This is a genomic window from Maledivibacter halophilus, assembly GCF_900167445.1.
Taxonomy (GTDB): domain Bacteria; phylum Bacillota; class Clostridia; order Peptostreptococcales; family Caminicellaceae; genus Maledivibacter; species Maledivibacter halophilus.
On the sequence record NZ_FUZT01000017.1, the window covers coordinates 57,353 to 77,089 of the forward strand.

18 protein-coding genes are annotated in these 19,737 nt (G+C 31.7%); 17 read left to right on the forward strand and 1 reads right to left on the reverse strand.

Features of this window, described 5'->3' with window-relative positions:
- The first annotated feature begins 222 nt into the window (after nucleotides 1-222).
- Entirely contained in the window at nucleotides 223-1,032 is an 810-nt protein-coding gene (locus B5X81_RS23560; protein WP_079495438.1) for an MBL fold metallo-hydrolase, read from the forward strand.
- A 66-nt stretch (nucleotides 1,033-1,098) separates the two neighbouring features.
- A complete protein-coding gene (gene htrA / locus B5X81_RS23565) occupies nucleotides 1,099-2,349 on the forward strand; it encodes a serine protease HtrA (RefSeq protein ID WP_079495440.1) in 1,251 nt (416 codons plus the stop codon).
- 42 nt (nucleotides 2,350-2,391) lie between these two features.
- Here the strand turns inward: htrA and B5X81_RS23570 are convergent, their stop codons facing one another.
- Nucleotides 2,392-3,486: a C40 family peptidase gene (locus B5X81_RS23570; protein ID WP_079495441.1), complete on the reverse strand. Its 1,095-nt coding sequence runs from the start codon at nucleotides 3,484-3,486 to the stop codon at nucleotides 2,392-2,394.
- Nucleotides 3,487-3,935: 449 nt separating this feature from the next.
- On the opposite strand from B5X81_RS23570, the gene B5X81_RS23575 reads away from it, so the two are divergent.
- The 15 genes from B5X81_RS23575 to B5X81_RS23635 all read left to right on the forward strand — a co-directional run bounded on the left by B5X81_RS23575 (nucleotide 3,936) and on the right by B5X81_RS23635 (nucleotide 19,721).
- Nucleotides 3,936-4,391, forward strand: a complete 456-nt coding sequence (locus tag B5X81_RS23575) for an HNH endonuclease (RefSeq protein ID WP_079495443.1) — start codon at nucleotides 3,936-3,938, stop codon at nucleotides 4,389-4,391.
- Nucleotides 4,392-4,394: 3 nt separating this feature from the next.
- Nucleotides 4,395-4,874 carry a 23S rRNA (pseudouridine(1915)-N(3))-methyltransferase RlmH gene (gene rlmH / locus B5X81_RS23580; RefSeq protein ID WP_079495444.1) on the forward strand — a complete coding sequence of 160 codons (480 nt, stop codon included), beginning with the start codon at nucleotides 4,395-4,397 and terminating at the stop codon, nucleotides 4,872-4,874.
- A complete protein-coding gene (locus B5X81_RS27660; protein WP_170917577.1) occupies nucleotides 4,855-5,010 on the forward strand; it encodes a hypothetical protein in 156 nt (51 codons plus the stop codon). Before rlmH ends, B5X81_RS27660 begins: the two co-directional genes overlap by 20 nt.
- A 175-nt stretch (nucleotides 5,011-5,185) precedes the next feature.
- On the forward strand, nucleotides 5,186-5,368 hold the full coding sequence (locus B5X81_RS23585) for a hypothetical protein (RefSeq protein WP_079495446.1): 183 nt from the start codon (nucleotides 5,186-5,188) through the stop codon (nucleotides 5,366-5,368).
- An 824-nt stretch (nucleotides 5,369-6,192) separates the two neighbouring features.
- A complete protein-coding gene (locus B5X81_RS23590) occupies nucleotides 6,193-7,188 on the forward strand; it encodes an MBL fold metallo-hydrolase (protein ID WP_170917578.1) in 996 nt (331 codons plus the stop codon).
- A 51-nt stretch (nucleotides 7,189-7,239) separates the two neighbouring features.
- A complete protein-coding gene (locus B5X81_RS23595) occupies nucleotides 7,240-7,860 on the forward strand; it encodes a TetR/AcrR family transcriptional regulator (RefSeq protein ID WP_079495449.1) in 621 nt (206 codons plus the stop codon).
- A gap of 243 nt (nucleotides 7,861-8,103) precedes the next feature.
- The gene (locus tag B5X81_RS23600; RefSeq protein ID WP_079495450.1) at nucleotides 8,104-8,970 is read left to right on the forward strand and encodes a transposase; all 867 of its coding nucleotides are present in this window, start codon (nucleotides 8,104-8,106) and stop codon (nucleotides 8,968-8,970) included.
- Between the two features lie 860 nt (nucleotides 8,971-9,830).
- The gene (locus tag B5X81_RS23605) at nucleotides 9,831-10,844 is read left to right on the forward strand and encodes a virulence RhuM family protein (protein WP_079495486.1); all 1,014 of its coding nucleotides are present in this window, start codon (nucleotides 9,831-9,833) and stop codon (nucleotides 10,842-10,844) included.
- 187 nt (nucleotides 10,845-11,031) lie between these two features.
- Nucleotides 11,032-11,199, forward strand: a complete 168-nt coding sequence (locus tag B5X81_RS27665) for a hypothetical protein (RefSeq protein ID WP_170917579.1) — start codon at nucleotides 11,032-11,034, stop codon at nucleotides 11,197-11,199.
- Entirely contained in the window at nucleotides 11,196-12,680 is a 1,485-nt protein-coding gene (locus B5X81_RS23610; protein WP_079495452.1) for a recombinase family protein, read from the forward strand. The genes B5X81_RS27665 and B5X81_RS23610 overlap by 4 nt, the downstream gene beginning before the upstream one ends.
- 993 nt (nucleotides 12,681-13,673) lie before the next feature.
- Nucleotides 13,674-16,277: a glycyl radical protein gene (locus B5X81_RS23615; protein WP_330397443.1), complete on the forward strand. Its 2,604-nt coding sequence runs from the start codon at nucleotides 13,674-13,676 to the stop codon at nucleotides 16,275-16,277.
- A gap of 48 nt (nucleotides 16,278-16,325) precedes the next feature.
- Nucleotides 16,326-17,246: a glycyl-radical enzyme activating protein gene (locus B5X81_RS23620; RefSeq protein ID WP_079495453.1), complete on the forward strand. Its 921-nt coding sequence runs from the start codon at nucleotides 16,326-16,328 to the stop codon at nucleotides 17,244-17,246.
- 65 nt (nucleotides 17,247-17,311) lie between these two features.
- Nucleotides 17,312-17,587: a BMC domain-containing protein gene (locus B5X81_RS23625; RefSeq protein WP_079495455.1), complete on the forward strand. Its 276-nt coding sequence runs from the start codon at nucleotides 17,312-17,314 to the stop codon at nucleotides 17,585-17,587.
- Between the two features lie 44 nt (nucleotides 17,588-17,631).
- Nucleotides 17,632-18,354, forward strand: a complete 723-nt coding sequence (locus B5X81_RS23630; RefSeq protein ID WP_079495456.1) for a hypothetical protein — start codon at nucleotides 17,632-17,634, stop codon at nucleotides 18,352-18,354.
- Nucleotides 18,355-18,377: 23 nt separating this feature from the next.
- Nucleotides 18,378-19,721, forward strand: coding sequence for an aldehyde dehydrogenase (locus B5X81_RS23635; RefSeq protein ID WP_244282229.1), 1,344 nt, complete (start codon nucleotides 18,378-18,380; stop codon nucleotides 19,719-19,721).
- The last annotated feature ends 16 nt before the right edge of the window (nucleotides 19,722-19,737 follow it).

Here is a 19,737-nt window from a genome sequence, read left to right on the forward strand (position 1 = left end):
ACTGTCTTTTCTGCTTTGTTTTTTTGTGTTTTATATTGAAACAAATCTATTGATTAATTTACATATAAAAAAATTCTAAGCATATATATTTTTATCATTTGCAAATTAAGGGTTTTCATTGCTTTACTATATTTACTATAATATTGTATAATAAACAAGTTAAGAGTAATGTTGAGCTTATAGAGTTTTAATATGGCTTATCTATAGAAAGGTTGAAGATAAATGGGTTTTAAGTTTTGTTCTTTAGCAAGTGGAAGTAGTGGAAATTGTCAATATGTAGGTAGTAGAGACACAAAATTATTAATAGATGCTGGTCTTACGGGAAAATATATAACCAATGCCCTTAAAAACATAGATATAGAGGCAGAGAAGATTGATGGGCTTCTTATTACCCATGAGCATAGCGATCATATTAAGGGTGTAGGTGTCTTAATGAGGAAATTTGATATACCTCTATATGTAAATGAAAAGACATGGGAGGCTATGAAAGATAAAATAGGTTCTGTTAAGGGAAAAGATATTAGACTTTTTAGTGATTGTGAAAGCTTTGCTATTGGTGATATAAAGGTGAATCCATATAGTATATCCCATGATGCTTGTAATCCTATGGGTTATTCCTTTGTACATAATAATTCAAAAATTAGCATTACAACTGATTTAGGTTGTATTACCGATGAAATTATTAATGAAATAAAGGATAGTGATTTACTTGTAATTGAATCAAACCATGATGTTGAGATGGTTAAATTTGGGAGGTATCCTTGGTTTTTGAAAAAAAGAATACTTGGTGATTTCGGCCATCTATCCAATGAGGCAGCAGGAAATATAATAACTGAAGTAGTTAAAAATGGAAAGGTTAAATATGCGTTGTTGGCCCATCTTAGTAAAGAAAATAACTTTCCAGAGCTAGCTTATGAGACTGTTAAAAATATTATTATTGAAAATGAAATAAAGGTTGGAGTAGATGTAAATTTAGATTTAACTTATAGAAATAGAACTGGAAGGGTATATAATATACAAAAGGATTTTTAACTCAGATTATTTATTAAATATTATAGTGGTTTATCTTTAATAATCTGAGCTAAGGAGGTATATTGTATGAAGGAAGATAATGACTTTTTTAAAAGAATTCAGCAAAATGAAAATAATGAAGGCAAAACCTATTCAGATTATGAAGAAAATAGTTCTGTTCCTGTTTATACACCAACTTATTATAATCAAAATAATAAGAGGAAAAAAAGATATAGACTTCCTTTGTTTATATTGATAATTGTGTCTTTAATATCTGCAATTATAGGAGGTATAATTGGTGCTTACATAGCGCCTACTTATCTATATGGAAAATATATTGATGTTCCATATATTTATAAGCCTACTGAAAAAGTTGAGATTATTACTAAGGATAAGGAAATGACGGTTGCTTCTGCGGTTGCCCAAAAAGCTATGCCCTCAGTGGTAGGCATTACTACCGTATCCATACAAAGGGATTTTTTATTTGGGACTAGAAGAGCCACGGGTTTGGGTACAGGAGTTATTGTAGATAGTAGAGGATTTATCCTTACAAATGCCCATGTGGTTGATAATGGTGAAGCTGAGGAAGTAAAAGTACTCCTTAATGATGGCAAAAACTTAGAAGCAAAAGTTTTGTGGAATGATGTATCATTGGATTTGGCAGTTATTAAGGTTGAGGCTAATAATCTACCTGTTGCAGACCTTGGAAACTCTGACAATCTAACAGTAGGAGAAACATCAATAGCCATAGGAAATCCCTTGGGACTATCCTTTGAAAGAACAGTAACTGCAGGTATAATAAGCGGTCTAAACAGAAGTGTACCTATAAGTGAGTATGAAAGTATAGATGGTCTTATTCAAACCGATGCCTCTATAAACCCTGGAAATAGCGGTGGTCCGCTTTTAAATTCAATGGGACAGGTTATAGGGATAAATACTGCTAAAATTCAGTCGGGAGAAGGTTTGGGCTTTGCTATACCAGTAAATACTGCTAAACCAATAGTAGATGAATTTATCGAAAAGGGTGAATTTAAAAAGGTTTATTTAGGGATTAGGCCCTATGATGTAAAGCAGGTAGAAAATAGTTATGGAGATATTCCAGGAGTTGAAAATGGCGTTTTTATTTGGATGGTATATAAGGACTCTGCTGCTGCTAAGGCAGGTATACACAGAGGAGATGTTTTGATTTCATTAGGTGGTGTTGAAATAAAAACTGTGAGACAATTGCTTAAGGAACTGTATAAATATAGACCAGAAGATGAAATTACAGTAGAAATAATTAGAGATCAGGAGAAAATAGAAAAGATAATAAAATTTGAAGGTAAAACATATAGATAGCAAAAATGCGCCTTAAGGCGCATTTTTAATTTTAAGTTTTAATTAATATACTCGTCTAGCTGTTACATATCTTTTATTGTAAGTACCGGTAGTTATATCTGAAATAATTACACTATATTTACTACCTGATGAAGCATGAATAAATTTTCCATTTCCAATATAAATACCTACATGGGATATCTTAGTACCTTTACCGTTGCTATTAAAGAAAACTAAATCTCCTGTTTGTAAATTGCTTTTACTAACTTTCTTTCCTACTGTTGCTTGAGTACTAGAAGTTCGCGGCAATTTGATACCGCATTTTTTGAAAACATATGTAGTAAAACCAGAACAATCAAATTTATTAGGTCCAGTTGCACCATATTTATAACGTTTACCTAATAATTTCTTTGCTTCTTGAACAATTTTAAGGGATGTTCTATTGGCAGATCTTGATACAGTATTTGCTATATTATCTTCAAATAGAACTGTCATAAGCTCATTATGGACCCAGCCGTCTTCACCATCGAAAGTGGATACTTGATACCATCCATTGGAGTAATTTTTTACGTATATGTAGGCGCCTAACTTTAGTTCCTTTACGACTTCAGATTCAAGGGAGTTTCCTTTTCTAAGATGAACATTATCACCTATGATTTTACCCATTGAGTAGTTTGGTTTAACTTTAACATAGTCTGAATGTATCCAACCATTTTTTGTTTCACTTAGAGGTATTTCATACCATTCGTCCTGTGTATTTGTAATTATAACTTTGTTTTCCTTTGATAAAGTATGTATGATATTTGAATTAGTATCAGGTTCCTTCCGAACATTGAGGATGTCTGTTGCTATTATACCTCTTTTTATAGGATCTTTTTCTTCATCTGCAGCAATAAGGTCGTTTAATACCCAACCTTCAGACCCGGAGCTAGTTTTTATGAAATACCAGTTGTTTTTATTTGATAAAATTTGGGTCGTTTCTCCAATAGTCAATTTAGCTAGTACTTTTGAATCGGTTTTTGGTGTTTCTCGGATATTTACGTTGTCGGCAAGACTTACTCCATTAATCTTTTCCTCACCGTATACTGAAGAAGTCATAATCAGTATACATAAAAAACTAAGTGACAAGGTTAGTAGCATTTTAGAAAATTTCATCATTTTGTTATCCTCCGTAAAAAGTATAGGACTACATGTAACTTTTCCCTATTATATATTATAACATTGAAAGATTGCTTATTCAATTTAACAAAAGAAAATAATTTTAAATATATTAAGATATAAAGAATTTATTGTAACTTATTAAATTAATTTGTTGAGCTAATTCCCATATTAGAGATTTTAATATTTCCTCAAATATTTAATAAATAGTTTTTGGAAAAAAATAATATGTATGCATATTTAAATCTTATTATTTTGCAAACCATTTAAAAGGCTTGGAAATAAAACACATAGGCAGTCGTAAAATAAACTAATCCTAGCCATACAAAATTGGAAAATATAAAATTTCTTAAAGAGAAATAATAAATGGGTATGGAAACAATATAAGGAATTATTTATAATAAATTAGTAGAAAGAATAAATAGCAGTTTAAAAGACAGGGGGCATCTATGTCTTTGAATAAAAAATTAAAAAAAGAAAATAAGAAATACATATATATAAGGGATTGCGGTATGTGCTATTTTTGTGGCAAGAAATTGTTATTTAAGCAAATGAGCCTAGATCATTATTTTCCAAAAAGTAAAGGTGGACCAGATGATATATTTAATTTGGTTTGCAGTTGTAGAAAGTGCAATAAATATAAAAAGAGTTTTGTACCGGATGACTATAAGGAAGTGATGGTGTATTTATTTAAAAAAGCTGTTAAGGATGGGAAAATATCTAAAGCAGGAGTAAAGTTGAAGAAAAAGGACTTAGCTTCAATAGCAAGTACAATTTTTAAAATAGAGGATATAGGAAAATATACAGTTTTTCAAAGTAATACCCATAGATTGTATATAAAGGACAATAAAATATATAAAGTGGCTAATATATGTACATTCAAAGTAAAAGATGAAGGATGGTAGAAAATGAACATGACTATAATATCAGTAGGTAAGATAAAAGAAAAATACTTAAAAAATGCCATAGGTGAGTACAGTAAAAGACTGAGCAGATATTGCAAACTAAGTTTTATAGAAGTACCTGATGAGAGAGCTCCTGAAAATTTAAGTGAAACAGAAATCAAAAATATAAAGGATAAAGAAGGTAATATAATATTAAAAAATATCAAAGAAGGAGCTTATGTTATAGTCCTAGATATAAAGGGAAAAATGATGACTTCAGAAGAATTTGCCAAGAAGATAGATGATTTAGGTATACTGGGTAAAAGCAACATAGTATTTGTAATAGGAGGATCCTTAGGATTATCAAAAAAGGTTCTAGACAAATCAAATTTCAAATTGTCTTTTTCCCCAATGACTTTCCCACACCAGCTAATGAAGGTGATTTTACTTGAGCAAGTTTATAGGGGATTTAGGATAAATAGGGGTGAACCGTATCATAAGTAACGGCGGTTTTTTTGATGATATATTTACACATAAACCACCATGTGGAGACCGTCGTAGGAATACAGAGGAAAGAATCTATGAAATAGCTGTATTTACAAGGGCATTGGAGGATTTTAAGTTTGTGAAAAATGGGTGAGATTTTAAGAATAAAGTACCTATTGGAGAGCTTGAAATTTGCATTGCAGTGCGTACCTAGAAAAGTAGACATGTTATAAATAAAAGACAGGATTTGATTGTACCGATCAAATCCTGTCTTTTTGCGTTTAAAGGAAAAGAAATAATGAAAATTAATCAAGAAAGGGGTTTTGAAAATGTGTAAGGTCATAGCAATAGCAAGTCAAAAAGGAGAAACAGCAAAAAGTACAACATGTAGAAATTTAACCGATTGTTTTGAAATTGAAAGTTCAGACAAATTATATAAACCTATATCATCTAATGGAGAAAATTATTATGGATTAAGATTTACCAGGAAAAGAGGATTATATCATTATTAAAGAAGAGATTGACATATTACCTGCCAGCATATTGTTGTCAGATATTGAGATTAAGCTAGTATCAGTAATAAGCAGAGAATATATTCTTAAAACCATAAAAATTTCAAACATATAAAGCCAATTAAAGATAAAACTAAAAAAATTGGTGAAATTTTATTAAGTAAAAAGATTATAAATGTAATTTAACAGTATGTAGGGCTGTAGATTCAGAAAATACTTGAACAGAAGATATTAAGTACTTTGAAAATTTATATCTATGCTTATGTATAGCTTATACCTGGATTATTATATTAGGAGCAAATTGTTCTAAAAATAAGAAAAGTAAAATAATAGGAGCTGCTACAAAAAGAATAAAGAATAAAATGGCTAGAATATATAGCTTGTTTAGTAGTGGGATAATTTGGTTTAACAGATGTTATGATTCAAATAGAAAAAAGTATAACTTAAAATTTGATTTTGTACTTTATGATATTTAGTATAGATGAAAATTAAATATATGAATTCAAGCTATATAGGAAAAGTATATTTATTTCTATTTCGATAAAATTTATATATTTATGATTATATGGATAATACTGCATATGTTGTTTATGTGAATATAAGGTAATATATATTTTTTATTCCTTATTATCATATTTTACTGAGCTATCTGTTCTTTGAACAAGATAAATTAGGCAGAACTACATGGAAAGAGAATTCTAAAAATATTTTCTGTCGATAGCATGCCCAAAATTATAGATAAAAATATATTGACAATAAACATTTACGTGATTATAATATGAATATATTCATGAATGCATTCATTATTGATAGGAGTTAGTAAAATGACAAAAAATAACTTTAAATATAAACTTTTCAATTTAATAATGGTATTATGTATATTGTTTTTCATATATACTGCTTATAAAAACGGGTTAAATTACATGCACATATGTATACTTATGATAGTAGGTATATTCTTATATTTGAAAAGGTACGATATTATACCATATTTGTCACTACAACAACCAAAATTGATAAGCAAGGAAAATACTAAAATACCTAGTGATGAAAAGTGGTATGATGATTATTATACTATAAAATATATAGATGAAAGAACTATAGCGATAGGGGAACCTAGATATTGGCAAAGAAACTATAATTACTTAATAATGGGCGATGAAAAAGCAATACTATTTGATTCAGGCCCTGGAATAAGAGATATTACAAAGGTAGTAAATAAATTGACGGATTTACCTGTAATAAATATGATAAGCCATTACCATTACGATCATGTTGGAAATATAGATAAATTTGATGAAGTTTACTTAGGAGAAAATCAAATTCAAAAACAAATAATAGGTAAGAATAATATGATAATACCGAATAAAAAGTCATTTTGGGGAGTATTTGAAGGTTTTAAACCAAAGCAATTTAGAGTAACTAAAGTAATAAGACATGGAGAAACAATTAATTTAGGGAATAGAATAATAAAAATTATTGAAGCTCCTGGCCATGATAATGAATCAATTGTATTATATGATGAAAAATTAAATCAATTATTTGCAGGAGATTATTTGGTTAAAAAAGGTCCCAATATAATGTGTAATACATATTTATTATCAACTAGTTTAAAAGACTATAAACATTCCATAAAAGAGATCTTAAATCATGTAAAAACAGGTGTTATTATTCATGTAGCACATTCGGGAAATACTGAATCGGTAAATTTAAAATACAAAGATCTTGTTGATTTGGATAGTTTCTTGGATTCTGTTAAAAAAAACAACTTGATACCCAAGAAAAAAAATATCAATAAAGACCTTTTTATTTACTATTAAGCACTAAAAAAGTTTTGCAAATTTGCAAAAATATTTAGTAAGGAGATAGAAATGGTTAAAAAGAGAGAAGAAAAAAAGAAAATATATAAAAATAAAATCATAGAAGCAGCAAACGAAATTTTTCTGAAAAATGGATATAAAAACACTACTATAGAACAAATATCTAAAAAAGCTGGGGTTGGTATAGGAACTACGTATTTATATTTTAAGTCGAAGTCTGAACTTTATAGAGTTACTATTGAAGATAAATTAAATATTAAATATGCACAAAAATTTTTTGATGTTATAGATTATAATGAGAAACCATCTATAGAAATTAGTAAGATATCATTTAACATAATGAATGTGTTTTTTCAATTAGATAAAAATATATTAAAAGATTATGTGTATTCTTTTATTACAAGTAATATAGACGATCAAGATTTAATGTACAGTACATTCTTAAATTTTGATGATAATATTAAGATAGGATATAAAATAGTTTTAGAAAGATATGCACAAAAAGGAAAATTTAAAAGCAGTTTTGATATAATATTGTGTTCCGATATAATTTTTAATATTATTTTAAACTCATTTTTTAAATATATATTTCTAAATAATGCTGATATAGATAAAATTTCAAAAGAAATAAATGAACATATAGTATATATTTTAAATCCATACGAAAAATAGTTCATGTGAAAAGGAATGTGATGTTTTACAAAATGAGAGGTGAAGACTAAAAGATATGCAGTGCCTAGAATTTTGTGCAAAGTCCAAAATTTTTGGCACTATCCATGCTCTTAAGTAGAAATGACATCATTTTGTCTACAAAACTTATTGTCGTTAATAAGAAGCGAGAGGGTCAGGCTTTTATAATTTTATAATATGTAATATAATTATAGTATAAAGGAATAGAAATAGGGAGAGATAAAAATGGCAAGAAAACAACGAATACATTATGAAGGAGCACTATATCATGTTATATGTCGTGGGAATAATAGAGAATACATATTTGATAAAGAAGAGGATAAGAAGATATATTTAGAAACTATACTTAGATATAAAGAAAAGTATAAATTCAAATTATATGCGTATTGCATAATGGATAACCATGGCCATCTATTAATTGAAGTAGGTAAAGTACCACTATCAAAGATAATGCAAGGAATACAGCAAGTATTTACAATGAAATACAATAAAAAGAATGGTAGAACAGGACACGTTTTTGAACAAAGATATAAAGCAATTTTATGCAATAAAGATGAATATCTTTTAAGCTTAATCCGATATATACATCAAAATCCTATGAGAGCTGGAATAAAAGAAAAACTTGATTACCAATGGAGCAGCCATAGGACTTATATTGAAAAGAATGCAAGTAGATTAGTAGATTATAAATATATACTAAGTATTCTATCAGAAGATATAAACAAGGCTATAAAAAAGTACGCTGAGTTGATAGAAGAAGAAATAGATAAAGAGGAAATGACAGAGGAAGAACTAAACAAGGGAATACGGCAAGATAGACAACCAAAGCAGCATGAGACTAAGAAATTAGACCATAAATATATAAAACAAAAAACCTGTGAGTATTATGGAGTTGAACCCAATGAATTATCTAAAAAAACAAGAAAGCAAAAAATAGTCAATGCCAGGAAAGCATTGATATTAATATCAAAGGAGTTTAGCGATATCAGTAATAAAGAACTAGCGAAAGAGTTACATTTAGCTGAATCAACAGTTTCAAATATATTATCTGATGAGAACAATAAGAAATTAACCCAAATAATAAAATTATAAAAGCCTGACCCTTTTCAATGTAATAAAAACTATCCATTATCAAAGCTTGAAGGTGATGTATTAATTGAAAGGATAGCAGAACTAAAGAAAGGCAGAGGATTAGACTGGGATAATCAATATAAAGATAATTATGAGCAAGAGTGGTAGAAAAAATTAATACTAAAAAATTTACGCCCAACCCCCTTACTTTTTCCTTTATAAAGTGAGGGGGTTTTTATTTTTAAATTATATTTCTATCACAACAGCAAAAAAATCCGTAAAAATGCCTCCTAAATGACCTAAAGGATGAAGGGGATATTTTTCTCTTTCATATGCACATTGAAAACTGAATATAAAAATATTTAAGCATGTTACTCCTATGACCCTAAGGGGAAAGCGACATAAGGGAAAACGCAGTGATGAGGTTAAAGCCTTTAGCGATAAATTTTTGCCTTTAAATTATTCATATAGAATCGCAATAAATGTTTTATATTTTGATTCCTTGAATAGCCTTGAAACATTGGTTATTCAAAAAATCAAAATATAGATTTATAAATGCGTTCTATATAGAATAAATCGCCATGACCCATAGGAGGCAAATAATGATACTTCTACTCAGTCCTAACCAGTAGCCTGCCTGGAGGGGAGGAAAATACACGTCTATATTTGAGAGAGAATATAGAGGTCTTTTATGAAGCAGACTAACTACCTGCTGCTTAAATATTTTAAAATCTTTGAAAAAAATAGAAAAAATAATTATAATAGAGACAACAAGATTTTTATGGGACATATGTGAACTGTTGCATATTTTGCAACAACTGAGCTGGTACTAATTCTAGAGTTGAATACATATAGGGAACAATGTGAAAGTAGGTGAACCAATGGAAAATCAAGTAAATCAAAATAAAATAATTCTATATCAAACAGATGAAGGTAAAGTAAACGTTGATGTATATTTTTCAGAAGAAAATTTTTGGTTGACTCAAAAAACTATGGGAGAGTTATTTGATGTAGATACTAGAACAATCAATGAGCATTTAATGAATATATATAATACAGGAGAATTAACAAAGGATTCAACTATCCGGAAATTCCGGATAGTTCGGAAAGAAGGTAATCGCAACGTTAAGAGAGAATTAATGTTTTATAATTTAGATGCTATTATTGCAGTTGGCTATAGAGTCAATTCAAAAAAAGCAACAAAATTTAGAATCTGGGCTACCAATACACTAAAAGAATATATCATAAAAGGCTTTGTAATTAATGATGATATGATGAAAAATGGTAAACCCTTTGGAAAAGATTACTTTGATGAACTATTAGAACGCATTAGAGAAATCAGAGCATCAGAACGTAGAGCTTATCAAAAAATAGCAGATGTATTTGAACAGTGTAGTAGTGATTATGATTCAAAATCCAATGAAACAAAAAAATTCTATGCCTTTGTACAAAATAAAATGCACTATGCTATAACTGGAAAAACTGCTGCTGAAATAATACATGATAGAGCAGATAGTAAACATCCTACAATGGGACTAACAACATGGAAAGCTTCACCAAATGACAAGATTATTAAAAGTGATATTAAAGTTGCTAAAAACTATTTAAATGAAAAGGAATTAGATAAACTTAATAGAATTGTAGTTATGTACATTGATTATGCTGAATTCCAAGCATTAAACGAAAATGTTATGACTATGAAGGATTGGATTGAGATAACAGACGAATTTCTAAAATTTAATCGTCAAAAGGTGCTAACAAATGCAGGTACAATTAGTCATGCAGATGCAATGGAAAAAGCCAATAAAGAATATGATGAATTTAGAGTTAGACAAGACAGAGAATATATATCAGAATTTGATAAAGTTATGGATAAATATTTAAAAGGAAAATAGACTTTGTATTTAGTTATCAAGCTTTACTTAATAGCTAAATACACAAAAGCATAGGAATCGAATAACCATCGGTTATTTCTTCTTATTCAATAACCAACTAAATACGTGAACCTAATCCTCTTACTTTTTTTATAAAAGAAATAAGGGGATTTTTTATACCCAAAAATAATCAAGGGGAGTGATACTAATGAAAATAATTAGAGAATACAGTGGTAAAACCACCTTTGAAGATATACTAAAACTTTACCTTGAAAATATATCCAACAAAGTTATTGAAAATAGCAAAGAAGATAAATATAATAAAGATACAACTATCACACCTCATAATGAAAAAAATGAGGTGGTTGATGAATGAAAGCGGCGATATACATTCGTGTATCAACAAAGAACATAGAGCAAGAATCTTCACTCCAAAATCAAAAAGACATGTTTATAAAGCATATAGCTACAAAAGGTTGGACACTCTATAAGATTTATAAAGATATTGACTCTGGTACACATGCAAAAAGACCCAGATTTATTGAAATGGTTGACGATGCAAAGGCAGGAAAATTTGATGTAGTATTAGCAAAGGAGCTATCAAGATTAGCAAGAAACATTGGGATAAGCCATGAATTCAAACAAGTAATACTAGCAAACAACATTCACATAGTTTGCTTAGATGGTTCAATTAATACCCTAGAAGATGACATAAGTAAATATGGACTATTTGCTTGGCTTTATGAAGATGAAAGCAGAAGAATATCTAAGAGAATAAAAGCGGCGAAACGGTCAAAAGCACTTAGGTCAGAATTTCTATCGGGCGATCCACCATATGGCTATACCATAGATAAGGGTCAACTTATCCCAAGAGACGATGAAACAGTAGAGGTAGTCAAGAAAATCTATCAAATGTACATAGATGGACATGGAACAGAATATATCGCAAGGGAGCTGACAAATGCCAAATACTCAACCCCTTCCCAAGTAAAAGGAAAAAAGAATGCAGGTAGGAGATGGCATGGGACAACCATAAAGCTAATACTAAAAAATATCCATTACACAGGCGTTCTAAGCCAATGTGTATCAACAACAAGGGATATAACAACAAAAAACAGGATACCAAACAAAGAGCCGGTCATCATAGAAAACAGCCACGAGCCAATCATATCCAAAGAAAAGTACATGCTAGTAAAGCAAATAATGGAAGAAAGAAGCCAAAAATCCAGAGGTAGAGCAACACCTAAAAAACACTTATTTAGTGACAAGCTATTTTGTAGAGAATGTGGAAAAAAGCTTTGGTTAATAAAAAGTCATAAAACCTATTATTGTGGAACATACAAGAAATACGGAAAAAACCATTGTACTCCACATAAAGTTAAAGAAAGTATACTAAAGGAGATATTACAAAAGGACTTGAAGAAATTTGCAAATAAATTCAATGACTATGAAAAAATCAAAGTGAATTTAAACAAGAAGATTCTAGCCAGTGAAAAAGCGACTAAAGCTAAACCGACTAAATATGAAGCAAGGCTAATGGAGATAAAGGAAATAAAATCAAAGCTAATCATCAAATTCAGTATAGACGAGCTATCCAAAGAAGCCTATGACCTTGCAACAACAAAGCTAGACGAAGAAAGCAAAGAATTAGAATTAAAGCTTATAGAGATAAAAAGCATATTGAATCGGAAAATTAGGCAGCACGAGGAGTTAAATAGAATTAGTAAGCTATTTGACAAATACAAAAACTTTGAAATCATAACCAGAGAAGTAGTCAATATGTTTATAGATAAAATAATAATAGGTGAAAACCAAGAAATTAAAATCATATACAATTTTGCTGAGCTTATAAAGTAGTAGTGAAATCAAGGGTTTAGGGTGTATTTGCAAATTTACGATATGACCTAAATCCCTTAGCGACCATAAACCCACTCATGTGGAGATGGTTGTGTTGATAGAGAAGAAATAGGTTGATTTCAAGCCTTTATAGTATTTTAGGTTAAATTAATAGGTTTCAAATATGTTTCCTCATACCATGGTATGAGGATTTTTTATATCTAAGAGGGCTTACTTAAGCGCGAATCTAAACGATTTGGCGAATATATATGATTGGGGACATTCCTCAGAAAGCTAGACCGTCTTGCAGAGGAGTGTCCCTTTCCTTTATTACACATTATTTATTTTTTGTTCATCTAGTGCATCATAGGTAGGGTATAAAATCATATGAAAAAATCAAATAAAATTAAACTATAAATGCATTAGATGTAAAAATCTTAATGCATTTATTTTATATAAAACCAAAACTAAATACAGAAAATAAAAGAGATTAAGTTTTTAAGTCAATTAAATGATCAAATAGACGTAGCCTCTTTTATTGAATATATATTTTTCTAGAACATTACATTTCAAACTCGAAACATGTAAGAGCAATTATTTCCATATATGAACCAATATTAGAAGAATAATAAAATAATATTCAGAAAACGCTTGCATTTTGCGGATAAGTTTTGTATACTATTGAAAAGAGGGCTGAAGAATAACGAATCAACGCTCTTATTTCCGCCCAAAAACAAGACAGAATCATGTATATGCAAAATTGAACCACTTGAAATCAAAAATGAACACAAGAGTATTGCAATAGATGAAAACGATTGTCTTGCTGATTTTCACTAAGTGATTAATCATTTAGGGGAAAAACTGATAGCCAGATAATCTAAAAGGAGGGGGCTGTACATATAATATGGGGTTCTCTTTTGTTCATTAGTTTAGTAAAGAAAGAAAGGATATAAACACTTCAGTTTGGGTAGGAAAAATACATTGAGACTTATAGTAAGGGGAGGTTTTCAACAAATGGATACCATGGTTGGAAAGGGCTTTTCTAAGCCAACTGCAAGAGTGGAAAGATTAAAAAAAATGATTTTAGATGCAACACCTATGGTTGAAACAGAACGTGCTCGTTTAGTAACTGAAGCATATAAAGAGACTGAAGGGCTTACTGCTATTATGCGTCGTGGAAAAACAAATGAAAAACTGTTTAATAACTTAACGGTAGTTATCCGTGATGATGAACTTATTGTTGGTGCTCAAACCATAAATCCTCGGTCATCACAACTTGGGGTTGAGTATTCCTTTGATTGGGTTGAAGAAGAACTAGAGACGATGGATTCACGTACCTGCGATCGTTTTTCCATTACGGAAGAAGACAAAAAAGTTGTACGAAGTTTACAAGATTATTGGAAAGGCCGTACGATGAGCGAATATGCGATGGGACTAATGACTCCTTCAAATCATGATGTACAAAATCATGCTGTATTTAACGTAGGAAACTATCTTTTCGCTGGGGTTGGTCATTCTTGTGTTTTCTATGAAAAAGTATTAAAGATTGGTTTTAAAGGTGTTATAAAAGAAGTTCTAGAGGCGATGGAATCTATCAAAGAAGAAGATCCAGAGGCGGTTAAGAAAAATCAATTCTACAAAGCGTGCTTGATAACTTTTACGGCAGCAATTAATTTTTCACATCGTTATTCAGAAAAAGCAGCGGAAATGGCACTTACAGAACGCAATCCTCAAAGGAAAAAAGAACTGCTTCAAATTTCAGAAAATTGCAAAAATGTTCCAGAGAATGGTGCAAAGAACTTCTGGGAAGCTGTACAATCTTTCTGGTTCGTTCACAACTTTTTAAATATTGAAACGAATGGACACAGCTATTCACCAGGTCCATTTGATCGTTATATGTATCCTTTCTATCGTGATGACAAGACTATTACGAAAGAATTCGCACAAGAATTATTAGACTGTCTATACGTTAAATTTAACGATCAAAATAAAATCAGAGACGATGTTTCAGCACAAGCTTTTGCAGGTTATCAATTGTTTGAATTATTATCCCTTGGTGGCACTGACGAAGATGGAAATGACCTAACGAATGATCTAAGCTATATGTGTTTAGATGCAGTAGCTAATACAGGTTTACCTATGCCATCTGTTGGTTGTCGTGTTGGTAATCAAACACCGGATGAGTTCTTGTACCGTGCTTGTGAAGTTATTCGTTTGGGTTATGGAATGCCAAACTTATTCAACGATGAAGTTATTATTCCTGCAATGGTTAACCGTGGTATACCGCTTAAGTTGGCAAGAACATATACGCCAAGTGGTTGCGTTGAGCCTGACATTGCTCATCAGTATGACGGATGGCATGACTCTGCAGCATTTAACGTAGCAAGAGTTATGGATATTACCCTTAATAATGGTCGTGGTTTTGGTGGAAAACAGCTTGGACCAAAAACTGGGGAAATTACTAGTTTTACTTGCATTGAAGACTTTATTGAAGCCTTTGATAAGCAAATGGAATATTTTGTTAATCAAATGGTAGCAACTACCAATTGTATTGATACGGCTCATGGTGATGTAGCACCATTACCATTCCAATCAGCACTTATTGAAGGTTGTATTGAAAAAGGGAGACCAGTACAAAAAGGTGGTGCATTATATAACTTCTCAGGTCCTCAAGGAGTTGGTGTAGTTGATGCTGGTGACTCACTTTACTGCATACAAAAGAACGTTTTTAAAGATAAAACAATCACTTTGGAAGAGTTGAAAGATGCTTTAGATAATAACTTTGGTTATCCAGTTCCTAAAAAAGGATCAACTGAGTTGTCCATCGAATCAGGAGATGTTTGGGAAGATTATAATGAACAAAACGGTAACGTATCTTGCGATCAAGTAGTCGATAGTGAAGTAGAAGATCGTATATATGATGCAGTAAAAGCTATTTTAAGTGGCTCTACTTCCACTGTAAACTTCGCTGATATTCGCAAAAATGTAGCACCACAAGTAAGTAATAATAGTGGAAAGTATGATCGAATTTTACGGATTTTAAGAAACTCAGATGCATTTGGAAATGATATTGATGAAGTTGATAAGTTCAGTGCCATAGCTGGACGCATTTACTGTGAACAAGTTGAGAAACACACAAATTCTCGTGGTGGCAAATACCAAGCAGGTATGTACCCAGTTTCTGCAAACGTACTTTATGGTAAAGATGTTGGACCACTTCCAACAGGTCGTTTAGCAAAAGAACCACTTGCAGATGGTGTTTCACCACGTGCAGGGTTAGACGTAAATGGTCCAACAGCAGCAGCAAACTCTGTAACAAAACTAGATCACGCATTAGCAAGTAATGGGACACTATACAATCAAAAGTTCTCAAAAGCAGCACTTGCAGGTGATAAAGGTTTACTGAACCTTGCTGCGCTAGTTCGTGGATACTTTGAACGTAAAGGAATGCATATTCAATTTAACTGTATTGATCGCGATACACTAATAGATGCAAAGGCCCATCCAGAACTTTATAAAGATTTAGTAATCCGTGTTGCAGGATACAGTGCACAATTTATTGGATTAGCAGAAGAAGTTCAAGACAATATTATCGACCGTACAGAAATGTCGTTTTAATTCTATTAGTTTAGTTTTGAATTCGACTAATAGAGTAGGAGGAGTTTAATGGCATCCATTAATTATAAAGCGAAAGGTGTAGTTTTTGATATACAGCGTTTTTCTGTCAATGATGGTCCTGGAATTAGAACCATCGTTTTCCTAAAAGGCTGTCCTCTTCGTTGCCAATGGTGCTCCAATCCAGAATCACAAAGAGTAGCTCCAGATGTTTTATTTGACGCATCGGAATGTATAAGATGTGGAAAGTGTGCAAACGTTTGTCCTCATGGAGCTATAAAACCAGAAAATCCAGGTCATGTTCACCGGGATATTTGTGTCGGCTGTGGAGAGTGTGTAGGTGTTTGTCCTACGGGCGCACTTATTCTTAAGGGTGAAGTTTCCACAGTGGAAGAAGTAATTCGCCAATTGAAGAAAGATACGGTTATGTATCGTAAATCGGGAGGCGGAATCACTCTTTCTGGAGGGGAGCCGCTGGTTCAATGGGAATTTGCAACGGAGTTGCTAAAAGCTTGTAAAGCACAAGGGTGGAATACAGCAATTGAAACAACAGGATATGGCAGTTCAGAAGCTATTGAATCGGTCATACCATGGATTGACTACGTGTTATTAGATTGTAAGTCAAGGGACACCAATGTACACAAAAAGTATGTTGGAGTTGATAATGAACTTATTGGGAAAAATTCGGTACATATTGCTGAATTAGGAAAAAATACGATAATTCGTGTACCGACAATTCCTGGAGTAAATGCAACTGAAGAAGATTTTCGTAAAATTGCTGAATTTGCTAAGACCTTGTCAGGTGTAGATACTATCCATATTTTGCCGTATCACAGATATGGTGAAAATAAATATAAACTGTTGGATCGTGACTATCCAATGGGCCAAATAAAAGAGCTTCATGCAGAAGATGTAGAGATATTTAAAGACATCTTAGAGCAATATGGTTTTAAGTGTCTGATTGGCGGTTAAGGAATTATTCGTATATTCAGAATAAAAATATACATAAAATTTAAAAAATATAGGAGGTTATCATAATGAGTTCAGACGCATTAGGAATGATTGAAACAAAAGGATTAATTGGAGCTATTGAAGCAGGAGATGCCATGGTAAAGGCTGCAAATGTTACATTAATAGGCTATGAAAAAATCGGTGGTGGTTTTGTAACTGTAATGATCAGAGGTGATGTTGGTGCAGTAAAAGCAGCAACAGATGCGGGAACAGCAGCAGCACAAGCTGTAGGTGAATTAATCTCTACTCACGTAATTCCTCGTCCTCATACAGAAGTAGAAGGCATCCTTTCAAAAAAGTAATTAGATGCATTTTAAATAAGTAAGAACGAAATGGAGAGGTATAAATGGATGAAAAAAAGTTTGACGAATTAGTTAAACGAGTGATTGCTAGAGTACAACAAGAACTACAACACAAACAACAGAATAAATCCATTTTACCAAATGCTTATCTAATACTACCGGATAACTGGAATAATCAGGATTTGGTAAAAAAAATACTGGAACAGCTTGATAAGGAATATCAGATTACTATTGCAGTATCTAGTATGCCCGAAACTATTCCGTCGGAATGGATAGGTTATTCAGTAGAGTTGCAGGAAAGAATTGATTTCCCTAATATCGATTTTACTACAATTATTCCAGTAGAAACACCAAGCCTGATAGCAAAAGTGGCCCTTTGTATCGAAGATGATTTTGTTAGCCGCTGGGTAGCAAAATCTCTTCGTTATGGGCAGTCTGTATGTATGCAATTGACTCCTTCTTTTTTCACAGGAAAGGAGTTATTTGCTTATAGACAAAAGATAGAGTCCTATATTAAGGAAGTAAAAGCATTTGGAATTTGTTTTGAGATGGATACTTTATGCAAAATGAAGAACAAGAAAGAGTCGTCATCAGCTTTATTAAATAAAAAGAAACAAGTGATTACCTTGAAAGATATAGAAAAATTAGCTTCATCGAAAGAGGAAGCCGTGTTTGAAAAAGAATTGTGCTTAAAACAAGGAGATATTTTGACTTTGTTAGCCAAAGAGCGTGCAGCTGAGTTGGGAATAAATATTGTTTGGTGCTAACTAGGAAGGAGGTTGACGTGAAATTGAATTATAAGAACTCACCTACGAAGACTCCTGATCATGATATGTTCAATGAAGCAGAACAAGCAGTTCGTGCTTCTAGGGAAGCATATGAGACATATTCTGATTTGACATTAAATGCTCGTAGAGAAATATTTACTGCTATTTGTAATAAAATAGCTCCTCATGTTGCTACTATTGCTGAAAAGGAGCTAGAAGAAACAGGTTTTGGAAATGTTAATGATAAGATTATAAAGCTCGTATTAGCTTTGAGTAAAACTCCGGGAGTAGAGTATTTAACGACAGAAGTAATTACGGGAGATAGTGGGATGACACTGTATGAATATTCACCCTATGGTGTTATTTGTGCGATTCATCCATCCACAAATCCCTCAGCAACATTGATTAATAATGTATTAGGTATGTTGGCAGCAGGAAATGTGGTTATTAACATCCCTCATCCAAGATGTATAGGGGTCTCTATGTACGTAACAAAACTAATTAATGAAGCAATTTTTGAAACTTGTAGAATAGAAAATTTAGTTATTACTTTGTCGAAATCAGCGAAAAGCATTGCTGATGAAATCATTAATCATCCCGATGTTTCACTAATCGTTGCGACAGGTGGTCGAAGTATGAACAAGCGAGCACTTCAGAGTTCGAAACGAGTGATTGCTGCAGGAAAAGCGAATCCTGTTGCAATAGTTGATGAGACGGCGGATATTGCAAAGGCAGCAAAGGATATTGTTGACGGCGCTACTTTTGACCATAATAGTATGTGTATTACAGAAAAAAATATAGTTCTTGTAGATGAAATATTGCCGGATTTTGTGAAAGAAATTAAAAAACAAAATGTGTACTATGTGGAAAAGGAGCAAGAAATCTTCCAATTAGCAAAAGCCACATTAAAGCAAAACTTAACCATGAATCGTACATTACAAGGAAAAAGTGCAAATGAAATTTTAACATCTGCCAATATTACATGTAACAGGAAAATAAATCTTATAGTTGTGAAGGTTTTTAAAGAACATCCTTTTGTGACTGAAGAAATGTTAATGCCTTTAGTACCGCTCGTAACAGAAAAAACATTTGAGGAGGCATTGGAAACGGCACTATTTATGGAACAAGGTTTACGCCATACGGCAATCATACACTCCCAATCGATTCCTCGTATGAATAAGGCAGCAAAAATAATGCAAACTTCTATTTTTATTAAAAATGGTTCCTCGTTAGCAGGTATTGGATTGAATGGAGAGGATAAAACAAGCTTTACAATAGCAAATATTAGTGGTGAAGGTGTAACTAGTGCTCGTGACTTTGCTCGAAAACGAAGTTGCACAATGACGGATGGATTTTCAATTCGTTAATATATAGAGAGAGGAT

What these genes read in the sequence shown, in the direction of transcription:
- B5X81_RS23610 (WP_079495452.1), top strand. Translation starts at nt 11,196, where the DNA reads ATGAAAGCGGCGATATACATTCGTGTATCAACAAAGAACATAGAGCAA.
- B5X81_RS23620 (WP_079495453.1), top strand. Translation starts at nt 16,326, where the DNA reads ATGGCATCCATTAATTATAAAGCGAAAGGTGTAGTTTTTGATATACAG.
- B5X81_RS23600 (WP_079495450.1), top strand. Translation starts at nt 8,104, where the DNA reads ATGGCAAGAAAACAACGAATACATTATGAAGGAGCACTATATCATGTT.
- B5X81_RS23570 (WP_079495441.1), bottom strand. Translation starts at nt 3,486, where the DNA reads ATGATGAAATTTTCTAAAATGCTACTAACCTTGTCACTTAGTTTTTTA.
- B5X81_RS23575 (WP_079495443.1), top strand. Translation starts at nt 3,936, where the DNA reads ATGTCTTTGAATAAAAAATTAAAAAAAGAAAATAAGAAATACATATAT.
- B5X81_RS23630 (WP_079495456.1), top strand. Translation starts at nt 17,632, where the DNA reads ATGGATGAAAAAAAGTTTGACGAATTAGTTAAACGAGTGATTGCTAGA.
- B5X81_RS23605 (WP_079495486.1), top strand. Translation starts at nt 9,831, where the DNA reads ATGGAAAATCAAGTAAATCAAAATAAAATAATTCTATATCAAACAGAT.
- B5X81_RS23625 (WP_079495455.1), top strand. Translation starts at nt 17,312, where the DNA reads ATGAGTTCAGACGCATTAGGAATGATTGAAACAAAAGGATTAATTGGA.
- B5X81_RS23595 (WP_079495449.1), top strand. Translation starts at nt 7,240, where the DNA reads ATGGTTAAAAAGAGAGAAGAAAAAAAGAAAATATATAAAAATAAAATC.
- B5X81_RS27665 (WP_170917579.1), top strand. Translation starts at nt 11,032, where the DNA reads ATGAAAATAATTAGAGAATACAGTGGTAAAACCACCTTTGAAGATATA.
- B5X81_RS23590 (WP_170917578.1), top strand. Translation starts at nt 6,193, where the DNA reads ATGACAAAAAATAACTTTAAATATAAACTTTTCAATTTAATAATGGTA.
- B5X81_RS23585 (WP_079495446.1), top strand. Translation starts at nt 5,186, where the DNA reads ATGTGTAAGGTCATAGCAATAGCAAGTCAAAAAGGAGAAACAGCAAAA.
- B5X81_RS23615 (WP_330397443.1), top strand. Translation starts at nt 13,674, where the DNA reads ATGGATACCATGGTTGGAAAGGGCTTTTCTAAGCCAACTGCAAGAGTG.
- rlmH (WP_079495444.1), top strand. Translation starts at nt 4,395, where the DNA reads ATGAACATGACTATAATATCAGTAGGTAAGATAAAAGAAAAATACTTA.
- htrA (WP_079495440.1), top strand. Translation starts at nt 1,099, where the DNA reads ATGAAGGAAGATAATGACTTTTTTAAAAGAATTCAGCAAAATGAAAAT.
- B5X81_RS23560 (WP_079495438.1), top strand. Translation starts at nt 223, where the DNA reads ATGGGTTTTAAGTTTTGTTCTTTAGCAAGTGGAAGTAGTGGAAATTGT.